Consider the following 19,293-nt stretch of genomic DNA (forward strand, 5'->3'; position numbering starts at 1 on the left):
AGGCTTGGGAACTTAACGCGGTTCCCAGGTCTTTTTTGATCAGGTTATGGATGAAAAATAAAAACCTAGGTCTCACGGTGGCCGAGTTAGGTGAGCAACAGTTATTACAGCGGCTGTATCGGTTTTGTGAACCCAGTATGGTGGGCGATGATGCAGCGGTGCTCACCCCTCGTTCAGGACATCACCTTGTGGTGACGACGGATATGTTGGTGGATGGGATTCACTTTAGCGATCGCACCACGTCTCCCGCTGATGTCGGTTGGCGATCGGCTGCCGCAAATTTGTCGGATATCGCAGCTATGGGGGCTAGCCCTTTGGGGCTGACCATCAGTCTAGGCTTACCTGGAACATTACCTGTGAGCTGGCTCGATCAGTTTTATCAGGGGGTGGCCGATTGCTTAAACACCTATGGAACGGCCATTATTGGTGGAGATTTGAGTCGTTCTTCAGTCATTACCGTGAGCATGACGGCGTTAGGGGAGGTCTTGCCCCAGGAAGAAATTTTGCGCTCTACGGCTCAACCGGGAGATGCAATTGTGGTTACGGGTGTGCATGGTGCTGCTCGGGCTGGATTAGAACTCTTACTCCACCCGGATTGGGGACAGACATTGAGTCTTACAGAGCGATTAGCGCTACAGAAAGCCCATCAGCGTCCTCAACCCCGATTAGATGTGATTCAAGCGCTTCAACAATTCACACCTGTTCCTAGGGCGACAGGAATGGATAGTAGTGATGGTTTAGCGGATGCTGTTTTACAAATTTGTAGAGCTAGTGGAGTTGGGGCTGAGATCCAGCAAACTCAAATCTCGATACCCGATAGTTGTAAAAACTCTCAAGTTTTAACCTCAGAGCAAGCCCTAGAATGGGCGCTTTATGGGGGCGAAGATTTTGAGTTGGTTCTCTGTTTACCGCTATCCTCGGCACAGAAGTTGGTTGAAAAACTAGACTCAACAGCAGTGATTTTAGGTCAAATCATTGCTGGGAATGATATCAAGTTAATCAGAAAAGATGGGACAAAATATTTTTTAGATCTGCAAAAAGGCTATCAGCACTTTTGATAAACTATATTATCTAGAGTTGGGTAACACATGCAAAAAGCAGTTCGATATTTAGACACTGCAATACCAAGCATGCCCTGTGCAGATATTTCATATGCATGGACCTCTATCCTTAATATAACCATGCATTTCGCTAGAGTTATGGGTGGTTTTGAGTCAGATCTCAGCATCACTTTCGAGCATCCTTTTGCTTTTCAGTGGGAGAAGGAATCCTTTGGTTTAATCGCATTACCCTCTCCGATTCCACAATGTGAGCATCCGAACTTTCAAGATTGGACCTACCCTATACTCATTTTTCATAATTCGCCTTGGGCAGATCAATATGCTGCTCATTTCATGACTGACGAAGAATTTCAAGTCCACAAAATACAGCATTTTATTTTCATCTCAATGAATGATGTTTGTCACATACTGTCACTGGAGAATCCCAGGATATTGGTGATAAAGGAACAGTTATAAAACCTTCTCAGGAACAGCCTATGGCCAACCTTGGAAAATTTACTCAAGGGAATAGAGTCTTAAGTTTCCACCTAAAATTCTGATCTTCCCTGGCAAGATATTGGGCCTGCTATGAGAGTGGTATCAAGATTAGCCTATTGATAGCTTGGAGAAAAAACAATGACTACTACAGCGCCTGCCCCTACTCCGTCTGCGCCAATTCCTCGTGTTCAAGTGCCAACTTGGCTGCAAACGATTCGAGCCATAGTCAACCCCATTCCTTATTTGGAAAACGCCCAAGCCGATTATGGTGACATCTTTGAAGGTCGATCCTTTGGCTTCCCACCCTTTGTTATCCTCAGTTATCCTGATGCCATTGAGCAGGTCTTTACCACTGACCCCAATCTTTTCGATAGTGTCAGCGGCAACCGGATCATCTCTCCTATTACGGGCGATCAGGGCCTCCTTCTATTAGATGGGGAAGCCCACAAAAAACGGCGAAAACTGGTGATGCCCCCCTTTCATGGTGAGCGAATGCGGGCTTATGGTGAATCGATGTGTGCGATCGCAACTCAAGTATCGCAAGAATGGCCCCAAAATCAGCCCTTTGTGATGCTCTCAGCCACCCAAGAAATCACCCTTCGGATTATCCTTCGGACCATTTTTGGCATTGACAACAATGAACGCTTTCAGCAGCTGCGCCAGCTCTTGGACGAGATGCTCCATACCTTCGATACTTCCTTGGGGTCTAGCCATCTCTTTCTCACGGGTTTGCAAAAAGATTTAGGGCCTTGGAGTTTATGGGGAAAATTTTTACGTCGTCGTCAAGCCATTAATGCGCTTCTGCTCGCCGAAATTCAGGAAAGGCGCCAGCAGCCCTTGGGGCAAGATATTCTCAGCCTACTCCTGGCTGCCCGAGATGAGCAGGGAGAACCCATGAGCGATACCGAATTACGGGATGAGTTGATGACATTGCTCTTTGCTGGCCATGAAACTACCGCTTCTGCATTGGCTTGGGCCTTTTATTGGATTCATAAAGTTCCAGAAGTGCGAACTAAATTACTGGCAGAACTCAGTGCCATCACTCCAGATACTGACCCGAGTGAGATTGCTAAGATGCCCTATCTCAGTGCAGTCTGCTCAGAAACCTTGCGAATTTATCCGCTGGTGTTGTTTACCTTTAGCCGTACCCTCAAACAGCCCCTGCGAGTCATGGGATACGATCTGCCTGCAGGGGTAATGCTGACCCCCTGTATTTATCTGGTTCATCATCGTGAAGATCTCTACCCTAATCCCGATACCTTCCGGCCCGAACGGTTTTTGGAACGCCAGTTTTCACCCTATGAGTATTTCCCCTTTGGAGGGAGTAATCGACGCTGTTTAGGATACGCGTTTGCCTTATTTGAAATGAAATTAGTGCTGGCCACCATCCTCAAACAAGCGCCCTTGCAATTGGTTAGCTCCAAATCAATTCAACCTGTTCGGCGGGGAATCACCTTTACGCCAGCAGGAGGCGTACCCATGCTAGCTACTCGCTGAGGTGGCTAATTCTGGATTAGAATATTTCTCCCTAGAGTTCCTTCTTTAGGCTCAGGAGCATTCGGTCTGCTTTATTAGCGGTATGGCGATGCTGTCTGTAATAAAATTCAGGGCAAGCTTTCAGTTTTGACAGCATTGTCTTCAAGATATCGTGGGCATCTTGTTTTTCACCATCTTCTGCTTGAAGTGTAGCTAATATTAATGCTGCCTCAGGATGACTCCAGTGTTTAATATCTTGAATAAGGTGGAGTTTTGCTAATTCTCGCTGTTCACTGGCGACGAGAACTTTACCTAGCAGCAAGGATGCATCGCCCCGTTTATATTCAGGATCTAGGGATAGAATCTGCTGGAGATAGGCTTGAGCATCCTCCCACCGTTTAGCCGATGCTGCCACTGACGCCAGTCCCCATAGGGCATCGAGATGATTGGGCTCTTTCGAAATGGCTTCTTGAAAGGCTTCCTCTGCTTGAGTCACCTTGCTCATCTCTATCAAAACGTTACCCAGTTGAACATACTGGTGGGATTTTCCAATATTAACGACTGCAGCTTCAGCTGCTCGCAACTCCCTTCCTTTAGTCCAGCGTTTTAAGTAACTGGGAGCTGAAGAAGTATCCATTCGCGGTAGCATTCTCGTCGCGAAATAAATGACAGCACCAAGATAGTTAAAGAAGAGCAATAGCCAGATCCAAATATTTCGATCTGGATCGTTTCGGATGCAATCAAAAATCGCATACATCCAAAAACCAGTTGTGGCAAGTACAACAATGTGAAACATTAAGGTAAATCTTATGAATTACCCTTAGGTTTCCCATCTCCAACCTTTAGGTGATCGAATTTCACTTTTTTGAATAAAAAAAGCGGTTTTGTAGGTCAAGAGATCAATCGCTAAAATGATGTTCACTATCATCTAGCAGCCTAGTTTCCTACGGATGCCTAATAGAAGTAGCGATTAGCCTAGGTTAACGCTATAGATTGTTTGTGTTCCCAACTCGTGACATAGAGGTAAAGGTAATTGATCTGCCTGAATGCTTTTTCGATCTAATTTGACTTGGAGATTCTTAAGCGGATCGGTGCCAGAAGAAATCAAAAATTCAACACTAGCAACATATGAATCTTGTTTTAAATTTTCAAAGATATGAGTAATGGCTTCCAGGTAAGGGTGTCCTTTTTGTTGGTACCAATCTGCCGAAGCAACGTTGGGTTGATCTAAGCCCAAATGGCAAATTAACGAGGGGCCTTCGAACAGTGCAATTCCGACTGGACGTGCCTCTTCTTGTAACAACAAATGCTGATTGTCTGCCAAGTGACGTAGTTTTTCAAGACGGTCGTAGCGTTGAGTCACATCTAAGGGGGCATCTTGCCATTGAATAGCAATCGTCAGCAGGTAGGTTTGCAAAAGCATATGACCTAACTTTTCTGCCTTCGTGTTTAAGTAGGTCGTATTGTAAGTGTTGGCCTCGATCAGCAAAGGTACTCGGTCTGCAACTTCTAATCCATAGCCTTTGAGCCCTGCAATCTTACGGGGATTATTGGTAATCAGACGAAGTTTTTGAATTCCCAGATCATTGAGGATTTGAGCCCCTACACCGTAGTTTCGGAGATCGGCTGGGAACCCTAGTTTCTCATTAGCCTCTACGGTATCTAGACCCATATCTTGCAAGGAATAAGCCTTTAATTTATTGACTAGACCAATTCCACGGCCTTCTTGTCTTAAATACACTACGACGCCCTGCCCCACATTCTCAATCATTTTGAGGGCGGCCTGGAGCTGCATACGACAGTCACAGCGGAGGGAGCCGATGGCATCTCCGGTAAGGCATTCTGAGTGCATCCGCACCATTACGGGCTGTTGACCAAACTGTTTTGGATCACCTTTAACGATAGCGACATGTTCTTTGTGATCGAGCTGATTTCGGTAAGCATAAATTTGAAACTGGCCAAACTCAGTGGGCATCTCAGCAACGGTTTCTCGATGAACAAACCGTTCATGTTGAAGCCGATAGCTAATCAAATCGGCAATGCTGATGATTTTAAGCTGATGTTCGCGGGCATAATCTTGAAGTTCTGGCAGTCGAGCCATGGATCCATCGGGATTTTGGATTTCACAGATTACACCAGCTGGATATAACCCTGCTAACCGAGTCATGTCAATCGCCGATTCAGTATGGCCTGCTCGGTTTAAAACACCGCCAGGGCGGGCTCTCAAGGGAAAAATATGCCCAGGTCGTCGCAAATCTGTGGGTAAAGAATCGGGATTGACGGCGACTTGAATCGTACGGGCGCGGTCTTCCGCTGAAATGCCGGTTGTGACACCTAAATGAGGAGAGGCATCGATACTGACGGTAAAGGCCGTTTGGTTCATGTCGGTGTTATTGGTAACCATCAGGGGCAGCTCTAATGCATCTAATCGCTCCCCCGTCATGGCTAGGCAAATTAACCCCCGCGCTTCCACGGCCATAAAGTTAATCATGTCAGGGGTGGCGAATTGAGCTGCACAAATTAGGTCGCCTTCATTTTCCCGATTCTCATCATCCACCACGACAATGGCATGTCCCGCTTTAAACTCCGCAAGGGCGTCTTCAATGGAGTCAAATTCAAAAGAGTCTGTTGGCGTGTCGTGGGGATTCAAAGTGACGGTACCGTAACGTTTTTTAACATCTTCTCCTTAATTCTAAGGGGTGGGGACGCCAGTTCGCACAGAATCCTTTGATTCTGCAAAACCAGTCGAAATGGGGATTTGGTACTACAATGCAGCACATGTGATCTAATGCAGTCGTTGCTATTCCATGCAGTGATCGATATCAATTAATACGGTGATCGATATCATCATCATTATTTTTGGGAAGCCTGAACTACATTAACTGTTTGTATGACTGACCTCTGAGGAAAAAATGAATATGGGTTCTCAGGAAGATATTCCTGTTGGCATTATTGGAGCATCTGGATATGGTGGGGTCCAGTTGACTCGTCTACTGTTGGAACATCCCCATGTCCAGCTGGCCTATTTGGGGGGCAATAGCAGTGCTGGTCGTCCATTTGCGGATTTGTACCCCCACTTGGGATTTAAACAAGGTCTAAAGGTAGAAGCCATCGATTTAGACAAAATCGTTGAGCGGACCCAGGTGGTCTTTTTGGCTCTTCCCAATGGTTTGGCAGCAGAGATGGCTCCGACTTTAGTGGAACGAGGTTGCAAGGTATTGGACCTCTCTGCTGATTACCGATTTACTAACCTGGATACCTATGAAGATTGGTACGGGACTAAACGACAAGATCGCGATCTTGCCTCTACCGCAGTCTATGGTTTGCCTGAACTCTATCGGCAGGGGATTACAACGGCTCAATTGGTGGGCTGTCCAGGATGTTTCCCTACCGCTAGTTTGTTGGCTTTAGCACCCTTGCTCAAACAAGGGCTAATCGATCCAAACAGTGCCATTATTGATGCCAAAACGGGCACATCAGGGGGGGGACGCCAAGCCAAAACCCATCTACTCCTAGCTGAGGCCAATGACAGTATTGGTCCTTATGGTGTGGCCCATCATCGTCATACTCCCGAAATTGAACAGGTGAGTAGTGATTTGGCTGGGCGAGAGGTGGTCGTCCAGTTCACGCCCCATTTAGCACCGATGACTCGGGGGATTTTGGCAACGGTCTATGCCACGATGCGGGACCCAGGACTGGTGCGGGAAGATTTGATTACGATCTTTAGCGCGTTTTATCGTAATTCGCCATGGGTGAAAGTCTTACCTAGTAGTACCTATCCCTATACGAAATGGGCCTATGGCACGAACCTGTGCTATCTCGGCATAGAAGTTGATCAGCGAACCGGTCGTGTCATCGTGATTTCAGCCATTGATAATTTGATGAAGGGTCAAGCAGGGCAAGCTGTCCAATGCTTAAACCTGATGATGGGCTGGCCAGAAACCTTAGGATTGCCGGAACTAACGTTTTATCCCTAAGGGATCCGTATTGGGGGAAAATAAAAGAGTTAGCAACAATCTAAGCAAATGGCTACAAATTATAAGAATGGGCTGGTGTGGGCGGTGTGGACCATCGTCACTATTGGCATTGGCTCTGCGATTGGGGCTTTGGTCGGTTCAACCAAAGTCTCTGCAGGAACGACGATGGCGGTGGTCACAGGAATGGGATGTGTCATTGGCATTGGTGCTTTGGTGAAAGCAATTGCCAGCCGTGTGAATCAAGATGCCACTGCTGGATGGGAAGCCCTCTCGGTCAAAGCCAGTTTTTTGCTAGGTGCCATTAATTTATCCGTGGGGTTGGTCCTTGCCCCCATTGCTATCTGTAGTATTGTCTGGCCATTTGCTGTGATTAATTGGACTCAAGTGGGGATGATCATTGGCATCGTTGCTTCTGGTATGGGCGGACTGCTGGCAGCCATGGTCGAGATTCGTGCTTTGGAAAATCCGGTGGTGGTGGATTGACCGCTAGCTGGATGCACTGGTGTAAAAGCGGAGTGCAAACTGCCAGAAACGATTGGACAGTATAAATAAAGCAATCGCGAGTATTCCTGCACCTAGGCTCCAATTCCAGGTGGCTCGGTTGAGCATGGCTTGAGCGGGGACTGTCGTTAGGAACGTCACAGGAATAACAAAGGTAAAAAAGAAGCGATAGGCGGTTGGATAGGCTACTACTGGGTAGCGGCCAGCTTCGACTAGACCTCGCAAGACTTCCGTAACGTTATAGATTTTGACAAACCAAATGCTGGTGGCTCCCAAAATAAACCACAGGCTGTAGAGGCTGAGAAATCCGCAGAGAAGTGGCCCCAGGCCAAGAGCATAATTTTGCCAACCTAGCTCCAAGTGAAATCCGGCATAGCCGATTAGTCCTAGCCCAAAAATGACATCGGGCAAGCCCCAAGGGGATATGGAATAAGTTGATAACCAAAATTGACTACTGATGGGTTTGAGTAAAATAAAATCGAGGGTGCCTTCTTGAACGTGGCGAACAATGCGGTTTAGATTGGGGACTAAGCAGGTGGCTGAAAAGCCTTGAAGGAGGGTGAAGATGCCCAGAACAACAAGGGCTTCATGCCAAGTCCAATCTTGGAAGGTATATCCTGTGCGGTAAAACAAAGACAGGCCGAATAAACTGCCCGCGAGATTTCCTACGCTGCTAAGGGCTGAGATTGCAAAGTTGGCTCGATATTCCATCTCGGCTGCAATGGTCGTTGCCCAAAACAGCTTCAGTACCCGCAAATACCGTTTCATTCTCTCATCCTTTTTCGCCTGTATGGTCTCTTAAAGACACCCTTAAGATAAACGATGCCGAACTGGGTGAGGTCATCATGCAGCAGAAGCGAGATCTCTTTCGTCCAGCCCATCGGGCTAGCCTAAAAGCACTCAATTTATGATGGCGACCTCTAGATTGGGATTGCCGAATTCTCCGAACTTAGATCGGGTTCGCTCCCAGGGCGGAATCAGCGGCGTCTCCTTATCAGGGTTGTGCCAATTATCACTGAAAAGCCTATGGTATGAGTACTGAAGCACGGCAAGAATTAGGCTGTGCTGTTCATGCTTTTGGCTGGCAACAGTTTTCAGCGGGTCCAGATTGGTATCTGCAGATGTTTGAAATTAAGGAGATGGAGGCATAGGGATTAAACATCTTGTTGCAATTGATGGAGGTAACGCTCCTCCCAATGCGACAATAAACTCACTCAATGAATCGAATTTGTCTACAAGCAAAGGAAAACGGGTTAAGGACACATAACATGTTCAAAAGAATCGCAGCACTTGCACTCATTATTTTAAGTCTGACCTTACAAGCCTGCGCGTCTGATACAGCCGGATTGCAAGCTTATGCAGACAATATTGATGGTTATACTTTTATGTATCCCAATGGCTGGGCACCCATCAAAGTTCCCGGTAGCTCTGACGTCGTGTTTCATGACCTGATTGAAGAAACCGAAAATGTGAGCGTAGTTGTTAGTGACATTACCAGTGATACTCAGTTGACCGATTTAGGGGATCCAACTGAAGTGGCTCGCACTCTTTTGAATGCGGTGATTGCGCCTTCCCAATCGGGTCAAGAAGCGGATTTATTGGCGGCAGCTTCGCGAACAGAAGATGAGAAAGTCTATTACGCCCTTGAATATTCGATTGATTTACCCATTGGTAAACGCCATAACCTCTCAACTGTGGTTGTTCGTCGGGGTAAGCTGTTTACTCTCAGCCTTTCTACACCAGAGTCTCGTTGGACTAAGGTTGAGCCTGTTTTTCAGCGTGTCGTTGATTCATTCTCTGTTTATTAAATTGGGTTTAATGCGTGGCTGCTCCTTAATTGACAGAGCAAAAACGGACTCACTAGAATATGTTGGCGCGGCAATAGTCCGCGTTTCTTGGGGAATTAGCTCAGCTGGTAGAGTGCTGCGATCGCACCGCAGAGGTCAGGGGTTCGAATCCCCTATTCTCCATTCGTCCAAATCGTTCTAGAGTAGATAAAGCAACGTGGCTGGCTCTGCTTCCTGCAATACAAGCGAAGCATTTTTGTAATGGCTCAGCCCTTATTTCTCTAGAGGCCCCTCATGACCGCATCTCCTTCTACGCCTTCAGCGGTAATAAATGCTCCTCCACCCCCTTCAGACTCTAAAGAGCAGGTGGGGGAATTTCTGCGAGGCTTGCAAGACAGTATTTGTGACAAGCTCCAAGTATTGGATGGTAAAAGCACGTTCCAAGAGGATTCCTGGGACCGACCTGAAGGAGGAGGTGGCCGCTCGCGAGTCCTAAGAGAAGGGGCACTCTTAGAGCAGGGTGGTGTGAATTATTCTGAGGTTTGGGGGGATCATTTGCCTCCTTCTATTCTCAAACAACGACCGGAAGCTGCAGGGCATCGATTTTATGCGACGGGGACTTCGATGGTCTTGCATCCACGTAGTCCCTATGTGCCAACGGTGCATCTGAATTATCGATATTTTGAAGCTGGACCTGTGTGGTGGTTTGGTGGCGGGATTGATTTGACCCCTTACTACCCTTTTAAGGAAGATGTGGTCCATTTTCATCAAACGATGAAAGCAGCCTGCGATCGTCATCATCCTGAGTATTACTCGACCTTTAAGCCTTGGTGTGATGAGTACTTTTACCTCAAGCACCGGCAAGAAATGCGAGGTGTTGGCGGTCTTTTCTTTGATTATCAGGATGGTATCGGTGCCCTATACCGTGGTCCCCATACTGAAGGGATTGCTGCCCACCATAGCGATCAGCTGGGTACCTTACCCCAACGATCATGGGATGAAATCTTTGCCTTTGCCCAAGACTGTGGCAATGCCTTTTTGCCTGCCTATGTCCCGATTATTGAGCGACGACGGGATACTGAATATGGTGATCGTGAGCGCAACTTCCAGCTTTATCGCCGAGGTCGATACGTAGAATTTAACTTGGTCTATGACCGAGGAACAATTTTTGGCTTGCAGACCAATGGCCGTACTGAATCTATCCTGATGTCGTTACCACCATTGGTGCGCTGGGAATATGCATATTCTCCCGAGCCTAATACCCCTGAAGCAGAACTATATGAGACTTTCTTAAAACCTCAAGATTGGGCTACAGGGTAGACTCGCCAAAATATCTAAAGTAAAAGCCAGGGTATCTGTTGCATATTCAACCCCTGGCTTTTTGCGTGTTAAGCCTTTGATTTTGGGGAATCTGAACCATAATTTCAGGCTTTCTTTGCGAATGTGAGGGAAATGGGGCGTTTCGGCTCACTGCTAGCGAAAAAAATTAGTTGCTAGACCTAACTTTCCCAGTACACTACGAAAGGATTGAACAGTCACTAGTATTGGATATGGCTCAGGCAAAAATTGGCATTATTGGCGGTAGTGGCCTTTATAAAATGGAGGCTCTGACAGATGTAGAAGAAGTTCAAGTCAAGACTCCTTTTGGTGATCCTTCAGATGCGCTCATTGTGGGCACCTTAGAGGGAACACGAGTTGCTTTCCTAGCCCGCCATGGCCGGAATCATCATCTTATCCCGAGTGAATTACCCTTCCGGGCCAATATCTATGCCATGAAATCTTTGGGTGTTGAGTATTTGATCTCCGCTTCGGCAGTTGGCTCCCTCAAGGAAGAAGCGAAACCTTTGGATATGGTGGTGCCGGACCAGTTTATCGATCGAACAAAGAATCGCGTCTCCACCTTCTTTGGTAATGGCATTGTGGCCCATATTGGTTTTGGTGACCCTATTTGTGGGGCTTTGGCTGGGGTAGTGGGAGATGCGATCGCATCTCTGAATCTCCCAGACGTAACCCTTCATCGCCAGGGCACCTACGTGTGCATGGAAGGTCCTGCCTTTTCCACCAAAGCAGAATCGAACCTATATCGCAGCTGGGGTGGCACCGTCATTGGCATGACCAATTTGCCTGAAGCTAAACTGGCACGGGAAGCAGAAATGGCCTATGCCACCCTCGCCCTAGTCACCGACTATGATTGCTGGCACCCAGAACATAACAGCGTCACGGTAGAAATGATTATTGGCAACCTCCACAAGAATGCGAGTAATGCCCAAAGCGTGATTAAAGAAACCGTTAAACGCCTGAGTCAGTCGCCCCCTGCTTCCAAGGCTCATAATGCTCTAAAGCACGCGATCTTTACCCCCTTGGATCAGGCTCCAGCAACTACCAAAGAACAACTCTCCTTAATTTTACAAAAGTATCTTTAGGCCATGCCCTGGTATATCAAAATTGAACGCGGCATTGTGGATAAAACCACATTTGATCGCCATGTGCCCGCCCATCTGGCCTATGTTAAAACCTTGAAGAGCCACCAGGCGAAAACGGGCTATTGGCGAGAGAGTGCAGGAGGCATGCTGATCTTTGAGGCCCAGTCCTACGAAGAAGCTCAAGACATCGTAGAGCAAGACCCCCTGATCTTGAACCATTGTGTTGAATACGAATTACATGAATGGGTACAAGTTGGAGGGCAGCCTTTATAGCTCGAGTCTAGCTGCCAATGGAGGAGATACTCCAGCTCTATTTCTTCGGAGATAGGTACATAATCATATTTCGTCCTTCACGCTTGGGCGCTTGCTGGATTTCTGCAAAATCGAGCAAATCATTCGCCATCTTCTTTAACAGCGCTTCGGCTAAATGGGAATGTTGAATTTCCCGGCCTCTAAATGTGACGGTTGCCTTCACCTTATCGCCAGATTTTAGAAAGCGCTTGGCGTGGTTTACCCGCACTTCGTAGTCATGGGTTTGAATCTTGTAGCGCATTTTCACTTCTTTGACGTCAGAAGTATGCTGCTTTTTCTTTGCTTCCCGGGCTTTTTTCTCTTGTTCAAATTTGAACTTACCGTAGTCCATGACCCGGCAAACTGGTGGATCGGCCTTATCACTCACTAGCACCAAATCCAGATCCCGCTCATCGGCGATTTCCATGGCTTCGCTGGGCGCCATAATGCCGAGCTGGGTTCCATCTGCATCAACTACGCGAATTTCGGGAAAACGAATACGTTCGTTAATATTAGGCTGGTTTTGTTGATTTCTTTTTTTTATTGGAGCCACAGGCGTTTAATTTACTATTAATTAAGATAGCGAAAGAAATAAGGGAAAACGATTACCCCTTTCAAACTAACAGATCCAGATTAGAATCAGCATTCTCTTAACACATCCGTCACATCTACTCTGAAAACAGCTGTTCCTTGAGGAGATCCTTCAATTATAGATGGAGCAACTTGTTAGAGAATCGCCGACAGCTCTAGGCCCTGAACGGTTAGTCACCTCAAGATACTCTGAGATCTCAGCAGGTTTATCACCCTGCCTCGCCCCTTCACGGAATAGGGTAAATCGAAGCTTATCCCTGCTTTTTTCCCAGTGTTAAGACGATAAAAAATTAACCCTTTTCTCTACTCTAAAAAACAAATGTCACAATGAAGTCAGGCCACACCGCAAACTAAAACAAAATGCCGATGTCAAAAATTCCCTTATTGGGGTTGCAGGCTGCCCAGTTCCGACATCCTATTGATTTGGAAGCAACCCAAACCCTTCAGCAGCTTCCTGGGTTAGATTGGCTTGTACGAAGCCTGCTAGGAAGCGTAGCCGAACAAGTCTTCTATCTAGAAAATATTGGATCTAGCGTTTTAGTCAGCGAACGACAACTTCCTGACCTTCACCACCTGCTTGTTGAAGCCTGCCATATTCTTGACTTGGAACAGCCTCAGCTGTACGTTCGCCAGAATCCTACTCCGAACGCATATACCTTAGCTATGCGGGGACAGCAACCTTTTATTGTGGTGCATACGTCACTGCTAGAATTACTCGATCCCCCTGAGATACAGGCTGTATTAGCCCATGAGCTGGGGCATCTGAAATGCGAGCATGGCGTGTATCTCACCATTGCTAACTTGCTCGTGCTGGCGGCTGGTCAGTTGTCTCCCTTTGGTGGCTTAATGGCCCAAAACTTGCAACGGCAGTTGATGGCTTGGGTCCGCTGTGCAGAATTCACTTGCGATCGTGCGGGGTTACTCGTCACCCAAAATGCCAATGTTATGGCATCAGTCCTGATGAAATTAGCAGGGGGATCATCTACCCTCGCCTCTCAGCTGAATGTAGACGCCTTTATTGACCAAGCACGAGCCTATGATCGCATCGATCATGATTTAGGTAACCTGCTCAAGTCAGTTCGCACTGCTGAGCTGACTCATCCTCTGCCTGTGCTTCGAGCCCGAGAAATTGATCGATGGTCAGATAGTCCGATGTATCAATCCCTATTGCAAACCTATGCAGCTAATACAGACCACCCTCTAGCCTGGAAAGATTGGTGATCTAAAAAAAGAGCAGGCTGGCAATCTGCACATCCTACTCTTTTAAAATCCATCTAAAATACGTGAATTAGAAAACCATGCTGAGGAGTCTATTCAGTACTATATGGCGTTACTGATACTGAAGTGATCAAACCAACAGCGCTGTCCTTGCCAAATCACACGGCCGGTGATGATGGCCCATCCGTTCTCAAAATCAGCTTGAGCCACAAATTGCCAGACCGAATCTCCTCGGTTATCCAAGCCAAAATATTTGATGCCTTGATAAGCTGTCATCTGGCCACATCGACCCAGTAGCTCAGCAAAGCTCTGATCTAAGCTGTCCTTCTGGGTAGATTTCAATAGCGTAGGAGTACATTGACGAGAGAATTCTCGACTATCCCAGTTCCCAATAATTTTGGGAATTGAATCATTCACATAGGTTAATGACTCGCTATACTGCCAAGCTTTTTTCCAAGGCTTGGGCATAAATCCTCTTAAAAAAGTAGGAATACGCTGATAAGCCTGAGATTCATCTTGAATGTCTGCTTTTAGTGCTAGATACTCAGAGTTTTTATGCCAAGAACGGGCTTCGGCAGGCTGAGGCTGCCTGATTTCCATCAAAGCTTGTAAATCACTGAGTTCTCGAACCTCAGTAGTGAGGCGTTGCGGTTGGGAAGAGTGTTGTTGAAAAGTAGAGATAGATTCTCTATTCGGTAAAATCAGGACCACCAAGAAGGCATAGAGAATTGCTACGGTGGCAATAATACCTAATAGCAATCCAGCTAGAACCATTAAAATTGCTTCCATCTGTTAAGGCTTCTAATGTACGGGAATTTAGATGCATTCATGACATCCCCGAAACTGGGGTCCCCCCATGTTCTTAGGATGCCCAACCGATTGGAGTAATCCGACGTCTGTGATACCAAAACAATGTTTTAAGCGAATTGAGGCCTGATTTATTCAAAACTGGCAATCATAATACTCCCTTGTCGTCCAGGCAGCTCTAATGTAGTGGTTGAATTTACTTCTGAGACTTTAGGCGTTCCGTAGATACAGTCCAGTTTTGAAATAGATTGGGGTAACGGGCTGAGGTCGACGGTGATCGAACTAGACTCAGTACTAGTATTGATAGCTACAATCAGCACTTCTTCTGCCAAAGAACGGCTAAAGACATAGGTCTCATCCGTAGCCAGTAAAACTTGGTATTGGCCAGTTCTGAGAGCAGCATGTTGGTGCCGGATTTGAATCAGCTGTTTGTGCATGGCTTGTAATGGGAGATGCCAATCGGCCTCTTCAGGAAAACTGCGACGGCAATCAGGATCGATTCCGCCTGGGAGCCCCACTTCATCCCCGTAATAGATGCAAGGAGCACCGGGAAAGGTTAGCAACAGGAGTGTTGCCAGTTCTATGGTGCTGTAGTCCAAATGCACCATCGACAGCAGTCGAGCCGTATCATGGCTGGACAGTAAGTTAAGTTGGGTCAGTTGAATGTCCCAGGGATACCAGGTCAGTAAGTCCTGAATTCGTTGCTGATATTCTGATGCCTCCAGGGCGGGATAAGGCGCATAGGTCGGTTGAGTTGTATAGTCTATATCCACTCGATCGCCTGCGGCAAAAGCGATAGTGGCCTGCCGAAACTGGTAGTTCATCACCCCATCAAATTGGTCACCTTGTAGCCAGGGCTGGGCATTATCCCAGATCTCGCCCACAATATAGGCTTCTGGGTTGATACCTTTGACGCGATCGCGAAATTCTTGCCAAAATTCAGGGACTTGAATTTCATTGGGCACATCTAAGCGCCACCCATCAACGCCTTGTTTTATCCAGTACTCCGCAATTTGCATAATGTACTCACGCACATCGGGGTGGTCATGGTTGAACTGGGGCAAGGCTCGATTGCCACTCCAACCCACATAATTAGCAGGCTTGCTACCTTGATATGCTGCAACAGGCCAGCCCTCAATTCGAAACCAGTCCACCCAAGGTGAGTGAGGGCCATTTTCTAAGATGTCGTTAAAAAAGAAAAATCCTCGGCTGGCATGATTAAAGACACCATCCAGTACCACCTTAATTTGGTGTTCGTGGGCTGCTGTTAACAAAGCAGTAAGTGCTTCATTCCCGCCTAAAATGGGGTCTACTTGGTAATAATCATGGGTGTGATACCGATGATTACACGCCGATTGAAAAATGGGTGTTAGATAGAGCGCTGTGATGCCTAAATCAGCTAAATAATCGAGACGATCAATAATCCCCCACAAATTTCCCCCTTTATATCCTTGGACGGTAGGCGGTGCGTGCCAAGACTCCCAATTTACTTGGGACGGAATAGAGGAATGTGGGCGGAAAGCGAAACGATCAGGGAAAATCTGATAAAAGACAGCATTTTTAACCCAATCAGGCGTATAAATCTGCATTATCACCAACTAAGCAACAGAGTAATGGCAATGGTATAACAACTAGCTGAAGAATTAGCTATCCCTTCATTAGCTGTAGCAATGAGGTTAAACCGAGAACCTGTACGATTCTATATCTGAAGTTACTTATCCATATAGAGGTTGTCTAAGTTAGTATTGATTTAAATCTCCTTGGGCTATCCTTAATCTCCTCATTTTTTGAGGATATATTGATTAGATTTTTGCATTTTCCCTCCATTAATCATGGCGGTTTCAGGAATGCAGACTGTATTCATTGTCTATACCAATGGAAGACAGGACAGCTGACTATCCAGTTTTTCTTTTTTTCTAAGACTCTCTTTTCGCCTGCTATGTAAAATTATTAGCAGTGCAGGTTTTCGATGTTGATGCTTATTTCTCTTGGATGCCATTGGCTCCAACCTAATGACACATGAAAGATGACGTCGTCGAGGCTGCCCATGAACGTCAGCGCCTCTCGGTTCTACACAAACAACTGATTATCAGCTTAAAATTTCATCACAGCCAAACCTTGGAACAAATTCCTGTGGAAATGGCAGTTCAAGCCATGATTGAAGTATGGCAAGCCTGCAATCCATCTCAATTACCTAAAAATTAGTGGTCAGCACTTTGACCCTATGACTGGAACGGTTTTATCCAGCGCCTAGTCATATCCTGATAGATCGTTTGATCGAATGAGTGAGTCTTGCTGTATAGATGTCTGCAATTCATGGTGCAACATGTCATAAATCTGGCTGCCAGTAGATGGAGGCAGCTAGTAGGATGCACGAGAGTTTCAGTCGGGGTGTCTCGCCTAGCAGATTGAGGTAGGTATATCTAGGCTCTAACAGATTTAGGCTACGGAACTTCAATCTGTTGTGCCCAACTTAGCTTTGAGATTTGGGAGGGACTTTTGCTGTTTGCATCGCTTTAATTAATTCTGCCAGAGAGACTTTGAGCTGAATGCCAGAATCAAATGCGACCATGCGCTTATTTTGGCGCTTTAACGTCTCGAAGTGCAGGTGAGGGCCAGTGGAATTTCCGGTACTCCCCACTAATCCAATGATGGTTCCTTGAGAAATCCATTGACCGGGCTGGACATAAATCTTGGATAGGTGAGCATAACGGGTCGCCAGTTGCCCATCTTGGTGTTGCAGTAGAATTGCTAAGCCATAGCCACCCATAAAACCTGTGGTTTGGACTTGACCAGGAAACGTCGCTAGAACAGGTGTGCCTGTTGGTGCTGCCAAGTCAGTGCCAGCATGGAAACTAGTTTGGCCTGAGATCGGGTGAGTCCGCCAACCAAAGGCTGAAGTGATGGAGGCGGGCATGGGCAACGGAAAGATCATCTGTTGCCGATTTGGAACGAGCCACTTTAGGGGGTTGGGAGAGGAAGACAGCCGTTTAATCGAGGGAGAGGTTTTTGCTAAAGGACTCAAAGAGACCGGAGCACCTTTAACCCAGGGAGTTGGGGCAGTCTTGGGGATATAGGACGGAGAATAGCCTGTCCACTTGGGGGCAGGCTGTTGTGGTGGTTGATAAGAATAGGTCGAATAGGTTGGAGCTGAAGCAACAGGAGTATATTGACGAATCGGGATTGTGGGTTTCTGGGCTGTTTGAATCGCAGGGCCACACAGGGTTGCTGCGAGGACTGGATCAATGTTGAGGCTTGCTTTACAACCCGAAATGCTACCCGATAGAACGGTCTTATGCGAGGTCGGGGTCGATGTGGTCTCTACCGGCACCGGGGCATGGGTGATGGAATAAGTGCTGGAATCTGTATTTGTGGGGGCGATGGCAGGACGGTCAGCTACCTGCGGCATGACTTGTGGTGATATGGCTGGAGCTGTTGGAGCAGCCTGGACAGGTGTTTCAGGTAAGGCAATGGGCTCAGGGATAGATGGTACAGGTGGTGCGACAGGCGCTGGTTCCCAAGCAGGTTCAGGTGGATCGATAAATGTGTCGACGGGTGGTGCTGCAGGAGAGATGGGGGCTGTTTCTGTGATGGCCGGACTCTCAAGATCAATCGCTTGGGCTCGCTGATTTAGAGACAGAACTCCCAAGCCAAGGGGAAGGCTTAGCCAGCTACCCAGGCACAACAGAGATGTTGACCGAAGGTGAGTTCGGAGCGAGAGTGAGCGATGCATCATACCAATTCGATCCTTAGAGGTGATTCAGTTTTTTGTCGGTAATCAATGGAAAACACATCAGTAAAGCAAAGAGAGACAAGGTTAAGTTAACCTTCAAGACTTAGCAAAGCATACCTACTAAGGAAGAATCAACCTAGCCACTTATTTCCTAATGGTAGATAAATTTTTAAGGAAACGACTTTCTTCCTTTTACTATACCTAGAGTATTGATGCCTTCATAACCCTAGACGTTTTGCTAAATCTTGGCGGATGGGTTGACTGGCTTTGGGATAAATTTTAATTAGATCTAAATAATCTGGCAGTAATTTATGGATGCCTTGGGTTTGCCAAAAAAGATAGCCATTTTCTAGACCTAATAAGGTGAGGGCGGTTAATTCTTCTAGGGAATGAATCGGAGATCTATTTTGTGCAGGTAACTGTTCAGCAATGGTTGCTAGGTTGATGGCTTGATCTGGGACTGGATTTTGCCAATTCAGGCCAATGCCGAGCACTGCTGTTTGAACCTGTTGATCTTGAAGGCTGGTTTCGATTAGGATACCCCCAAACTTTTTCCCCAGCACTAGCAGGTCATTGGGCCACTTGAGCCACACTGGGATGTGATGCTGTCGCAGCAGGGTAGCCAGTCCCCAAATGGTGGCCACGGTGATTTGGACGGTTTGATCGGCGGGGATACGAGGTGCGATCGCAACCGACAGATACAGTCCCCCCAGAGAAGAGTCCCAAGTCCGTCCTCGCTGGCCCCGACCGGCTTGCTGCTGGGCTGCAACGATGGCCGTTCCAGGTGTTGCCCCCTGTTTAATCATTTCCCAGAGCTTTGTATTGGTGGAGTCAAGGATCTCAAAGTGATGGAGAGGCCGCCCCCAGGCTTGGGTCGTTAGATGAGTCTGAAAGGCTTGTTGGTCAAATCCCACAGTCCGGTGGCTAGGCCCGTTAAAACTGGAATAGGCG

At 47.0% G+C, this 19,293-nt stretch carries 19 protein-coding genes and 1 tRNA gene; 12 read left to right on the plus strand and 8 right to left on the minus strand.

Annotated features, from left to right (window positions below):
* The first annotated feature begins 50 nt into the window (after window positions 1–50).
* The 3 genes from thiL (at window position 51) to I1H34_RS10640 (ending at window position 3,035) form a co-directional block, all read left to right on the plus strand.
* The gene (thiL, locus tag I1H34_RS10630) at window positions 51–1,058 is read left to right on the plus strand and encodes a thiamine-phosphate kinase (RefSeq protein WP_212665587.1); all 1,008 of its coding nucleotides are present in this window, start codon (window positions 51–53) and stop codon (window positions 1,056–1,058) included.
* 30 nt (window positions 1,059–1,088) lie between these two features.
* Window positions 1,089–1,517: a hypothetical protein gene (locus I1H34_RS10635; RefSeq protein WP_212665588.1), complete on the plus strand. Its 429-nt coding sequence runs from the start codon at window positions 1,089–1,091 to the stop codon at window positions 1,515–1,517.
* Window positions 1,518–1,676: 159 nt separating this feature from the next.
* Window positions 1,677–3,035, plus strand: a complete 1,359-nt coding sequence (locus I1H34_RS10640; protein WP_212665589.1) for a cytochrome P450 — start codon at window positions 1,677–1,679, stop codon at window positions 3,033–3,035.
* A 31-nt stretch (window positions 3,036–3,066) separates the two neighbouring features.
* On the opposite strand, the gene I1H34_RS10645 is transcribed toward I1H34_RS10640, so the two are convergent.
* Window positions 3,067–3,810, minus strand: a complete 744-nt coding sequence (locus I1H34_RS10645) for a tetratricopeptide repeat protein (RefSeq protein WP_212665590.1) — start codon at window positions 3,808–3,810, stop codon at window positions 3,067–3,069.
* Window positions 3,811–3,984: 174 nt separating this feature from the next.
* Complete coding sequence (ribBA, locus tag I1H34_RS10650; RefSeq protein ID WP_212665591.1) at window positions 3,985–5,664, minus strand: bifunctional 3,4-dihydroxy-2-butanone-4-phosphate synthase/GTP cyclohydrolase II; 1,680 nt, start codon at window positions 5,662–5,664, stop codon at window positions 3,985–3,987.
* Between the two features lie 268 nt (window positions 5,665–5,932).
* Between ribBA and argC the strand changes: the two genes are divergently transcribed.
* Both argC and I1H34_RS10660 read left to right on the plus strand, forming a co-directional pair.
* Window positions 5,933–6,991 carry an N-acetyl-gamma-glutamyl-phosphate reductase gene (gene argC / locus I1H34_RS10655; RefSeq protein WP_212665592.1) on the plus strand — a complete coding sequence of 353 codons (1,059 nt, stop codon included), beginning with the start codon at window positions 5,933–5,935 and terminating at the stop codon, window positions 6,989–6,991.
* 48 nt (window positions 6,992–7,039) lie between these two features.
* The gene (locus I1H34_RS10660) at window positions 7,040–7,474 is read left to right on the plus strand and encodes a hypothetical protein (RefSeq protein ID WP_212665593.1); all 435 of its coding nucleotides are present in this window, start codon (window positions 7,040–7,042) and stop codon (window positions 7,472–7,474) included.
* Window positions 7,475–7,477: 3 nt separating this feature from the next.
* Here I1H34_RS10660 and I1H34_RS10665 read toward each other — a convergent pair whose 3' ends face one another.
* Window positions 7,478–8,260, minus strand: coding sequence for an ABC transporter permease (locus tag I1H34_RS10665; protein ID WP_212665594.1), 783 nt, complete (start codon window positions 8,258–8,260; stop codon window positions 7,478–7,480).
* A 500-nt stretch (window positions 8,261–8,760) separates the two neighbouring features.
* Here I1H34_RS10665 and psbP point away from each other — a divergent pair, with 500 nt between their 5' ends.
* From psbP to I1H34_RS10690, 5 genes are all read left to right on the plus strand, one after another.
* Window positions 8,761–9,300: a photosystem II reaction center PsbP gene (gene psbP / locus I1H34_RS10670; protein ID WP_212665595.1), complete on the plus strand. Its 540-nt coding sequence runs from the start codon at window positions 8,761–8,763 to the stop codon at window positions 9,298–9,300.
* An 89-nt stretch (window positions 9,301–9,389) separates the two neighbouring features.
* Window positions 9,390–9,462 (plus strand) — tRNA-Ala (locus I1H34_RS10675).
* A 111-nt stretch (window positions 9,463–9,573) separates the two neighbouring features.
* Window positions 9,574–10,599 (plus strand): oxygen-dependent coproporphyrinogen oxidase, encoded by a 1,026-nt coding sequence (gene hemF, locus I1H34_RS10680; RefSeq protein ID WP_212665596.1) that lies wholly within the window; start codon window positions 9,574–9,576, stop codon window positions 10,597–10,599.
* Window positions 10,600–10,829: 230 nt separating this feature from the next.
* Entirely contained in the window at window positions 10,830–11,702 is an 873-nt protein-coding gene (locus I1H34_RS10685; RefSeq protein ID WP_212665597.1) for an S-methyl-5'-thioadenosine phosphorylase, read from the plus strand.
* Between the two features lie 3 nt (window positions 11,703–11,705).
* Window positions 11,706–11,975 carry a YciI family protein gene (locus I1H34_RS10690; RefSeq protein ID WP_212665598.1) on the plus strand — a complete coding sequence of 90 codons (270 nt, stop codon included), beginning with the start codon at window positions 11,706–11,708 and terminating at the stop codon, window positions 11,973–11,975.
* 37 nt (window positions 11,976–12,012) lie between these two features.
* On the opposite strand, the gene infC is transcribed toward I1H34_RS10690, so the two are convergent.
* The gene (gene infC, locus I1H34_RS10695) at window positions 12,013–12,546 is read right to left on the minus strand and encodes a translation initiation factor IF-3 (RefSeq protein ID WP_212665599.1); all 534 of its coding nucleotides are present in this window, start codon (window positions 12,544–12,546) and stop codon (window positions 12,013–12,015) included.
* A 398-nt stretch (window positions 12,547–12,944) separates the two neighbouring features.
* Between infC and I1H34_RS10700 the strand changes: the two genes are divergently transcribed.
* Window positions 12,945–13,805, plus strand: a complete 861-nt coding sequence (locus I1H34_RS10700) for a M48 family metallopeptidase (RefSeq protein ID WP_212665600.1) — start codon at window positions 12,945–12,947, stop codon at window positions 13,803–13,805.
* A 99-nt stretch (window positions 13,806–13,904) separates the two neighbouring features.
* On the opposite strand, the gene I1H34_RS10705 is transcribed toward I1H34_RS10700, so the two are convergent.
* A complete protein-coding gene (locus tag I1H34_RS10705; protein WP_212665601.1) occupies window positions 13,905–14,591 on the minus strand; it encodes a hypothetical protein in 687 nt (228 codons plus the stop codon).
* Between the two features lie 149 nt (window positions 14,592–14,740).
* On the minus strand, window positions 14,741–16,198 hold the full coding sequence (locus I1H34_RS10710; protein WP_212665602.1) for a glycoside hydrolase family 13 protein: 1,458 nt from the start codon (window positions 16,196–16,198) through the stop codon (window positions 14,741–14,743).
* A gap of 430 nt (window positions 16,199–16,628) precedes the next feature.
* On the opposite strand from I1H34_RS10710, the gene I1H34_RS10715 reads away from it, so the two are divergent.
* The gene (locus tag I1H34_RS10715) at window positions 16,629–16,814 is read left to right on the plus strand and encodes a hypothetical protein (RefSeq protein ID WP_212665603.1); all 186 of its coding nucleotides are present in this window, start codon (window positions 16,629–16,631) and stop codon (window positions 16,812–16,814) included.
* Window positions 16,815–17,082: 268 nt separating this feature from the next.
* On the opposite strand, the gene I1H34_RS10720 is transcribed toward I1H34_RS10715, so the two are convergent.
* Complete coding sequence (locus I1H34_RS10720; protein ID WP_212665604.1) at window positions 17,083–18,345, minus strand: M23 family metallopeptidase; 1,263 nt, start codon at window positions 18,343–18,345, stop codon at window positions 17,083–17,085.
* 215 nt (window positions 18,346–18,560) lie between these two features.
* Window positions 18,561–19,256, minus strand: coding sequence for a biotin--[acetyl-CoA-carboxylase] ligase (locus I1H34_RS10725; RefSeq protein ID WP_212665605.1), 696 nt, complete (start codon window positions 19,254–19,256; stop codon window positions 18,561–18,563).
* Between the last annotated feature and the right edge of the window lie 37 nt (window positions 19,257–19,293).

The organism is Acaryochloris marina S15 (assembly GCF_018336915.1).
GTDB lineage: Bacteria > Cyanobacteriota > Cyanobacteriia > Thermosynechococcales > Thermosynechococcaceae > Acaryochloris > Acaryochloris marina_A.

What these genes read in the sequence shown, in the direction of transcription:
- thiL (WP_212665587.1), top strand. Translation starts at nt 51, where the DNA reads ATGAAAAATAAAAACCTAGGTCTCACGGTGGCCGAGTTAGGTGAGCAA.
- I1H34_RS10635 (WP_212665588.1), top strand. Translation starts at nt 1,089, where the DNA reads ATGCAAAAAGCAGTTCGATATTTAGACACTGCAATACCAAGCATGCCC.
- I1H34_RS10640 (WP_212665589.1), top strand. Translation starts at nt 1,677, where the DNA reads ATGACTACTACAGCGCCTGCCCCTACTCCGTCTGCGCCAATTCCTCGT.
- I1H34_RS10645 (WP_212665590.1), bottom strand. Translation starts at nt 3,810, where the DNA reads ATGTTTCACATTGTTGTACTTGCCACAACTGGTTTTTGGATGTATGCG.
- argC (WP_212665592.1), top strand. Translation starts at nt 5,933, where the DNA reads ATGGGTTCTCAGGAAGATATTCCTGTTGGCATTATTGGAGCATCTGGA.
- I1H34_RS10660 (WP_212665593.1), top strand. Translation starts at nt 7,040, where the DNA reads ATGGCTACAAATTATAAGAATGGGCTGGTGTGGGCGGTGTGGACCATC.
- I1H34_RS10665 (WP_212665594.1), bottom strand. Translation starts at nt 8,260, where the DNA reads ATGAAACGGTATTTGCGGGTACTGAAGCTGTTTTGGGCAACGACCATT.
- psbP (WP_212665595.1), top strand. Translation starts at nt 8,761, where the DNA reads ATGTTCAAAAGAATCGCAGCACTTGCACTCATTATTTTAAGTCTGACC.
- hemF (WP_212665596.1), top strand. Translation starts at nt 9,574, where the DNA reads ATGACCGCATCTCCTTCTACGCCTTCAGCGGTAATAAATGCTCCTCCA.
- I1H34_RS10685 (WP_212665597.1), top strand. Translation starts at nt 10,830, where the DNA reads ATGGCTCAGGCAAAAATTGGCATTATTGGCGGTAGTGGCCTTTATAAA.
- I1H34_RS10690 (WP_212665598.1), top strand. Translation starts at nt 11,706, where the DNA reads ATGCCCTGGTATATCAAAATTGAACGCGGCATTGTGGATAAAACCACA.
- I1H34_RS10700 (WP_212665600.1), top strand. Translation starts at nt 12,945, where the DNA reads ATGCCGATGTCAAAAATTCCCTTATTGGGGTTGCAGGCTGCCCAGTTC.
- I1H34_RS10705 (WP_212665601.1), bottom strand. Translation starts at nt 14,591, where the DNA reads ATGGAAGCAATTTTAATGGTTCTAGCTGGATTGCTATTAGGTATTATT.
- I1H34_RS10710 (WP_212665602.1), bottom strand. Translation starts at nt 16,198, where the DNA reads ATGCAGATTTATACGCCTGATTGGGTTAAAAATGCTGTCTTTTATCAG.
- I1H34_RS10715 (WP_212665603.1), top strand. Translation starts at nt 16,629, where the DNA reads ATGAAAGATGACGTCGTCGAGGCTGCCCATGAACGTCAGCGCCTCTCG.
- I1H34_RS10720 (WP_212665604.1), bottom strand. Translation starts at nt 18,345, where the DNA reads ATGATGCATCGCTCACTCTCGCTCCGAACTCACCTTCGGTCAACATCT.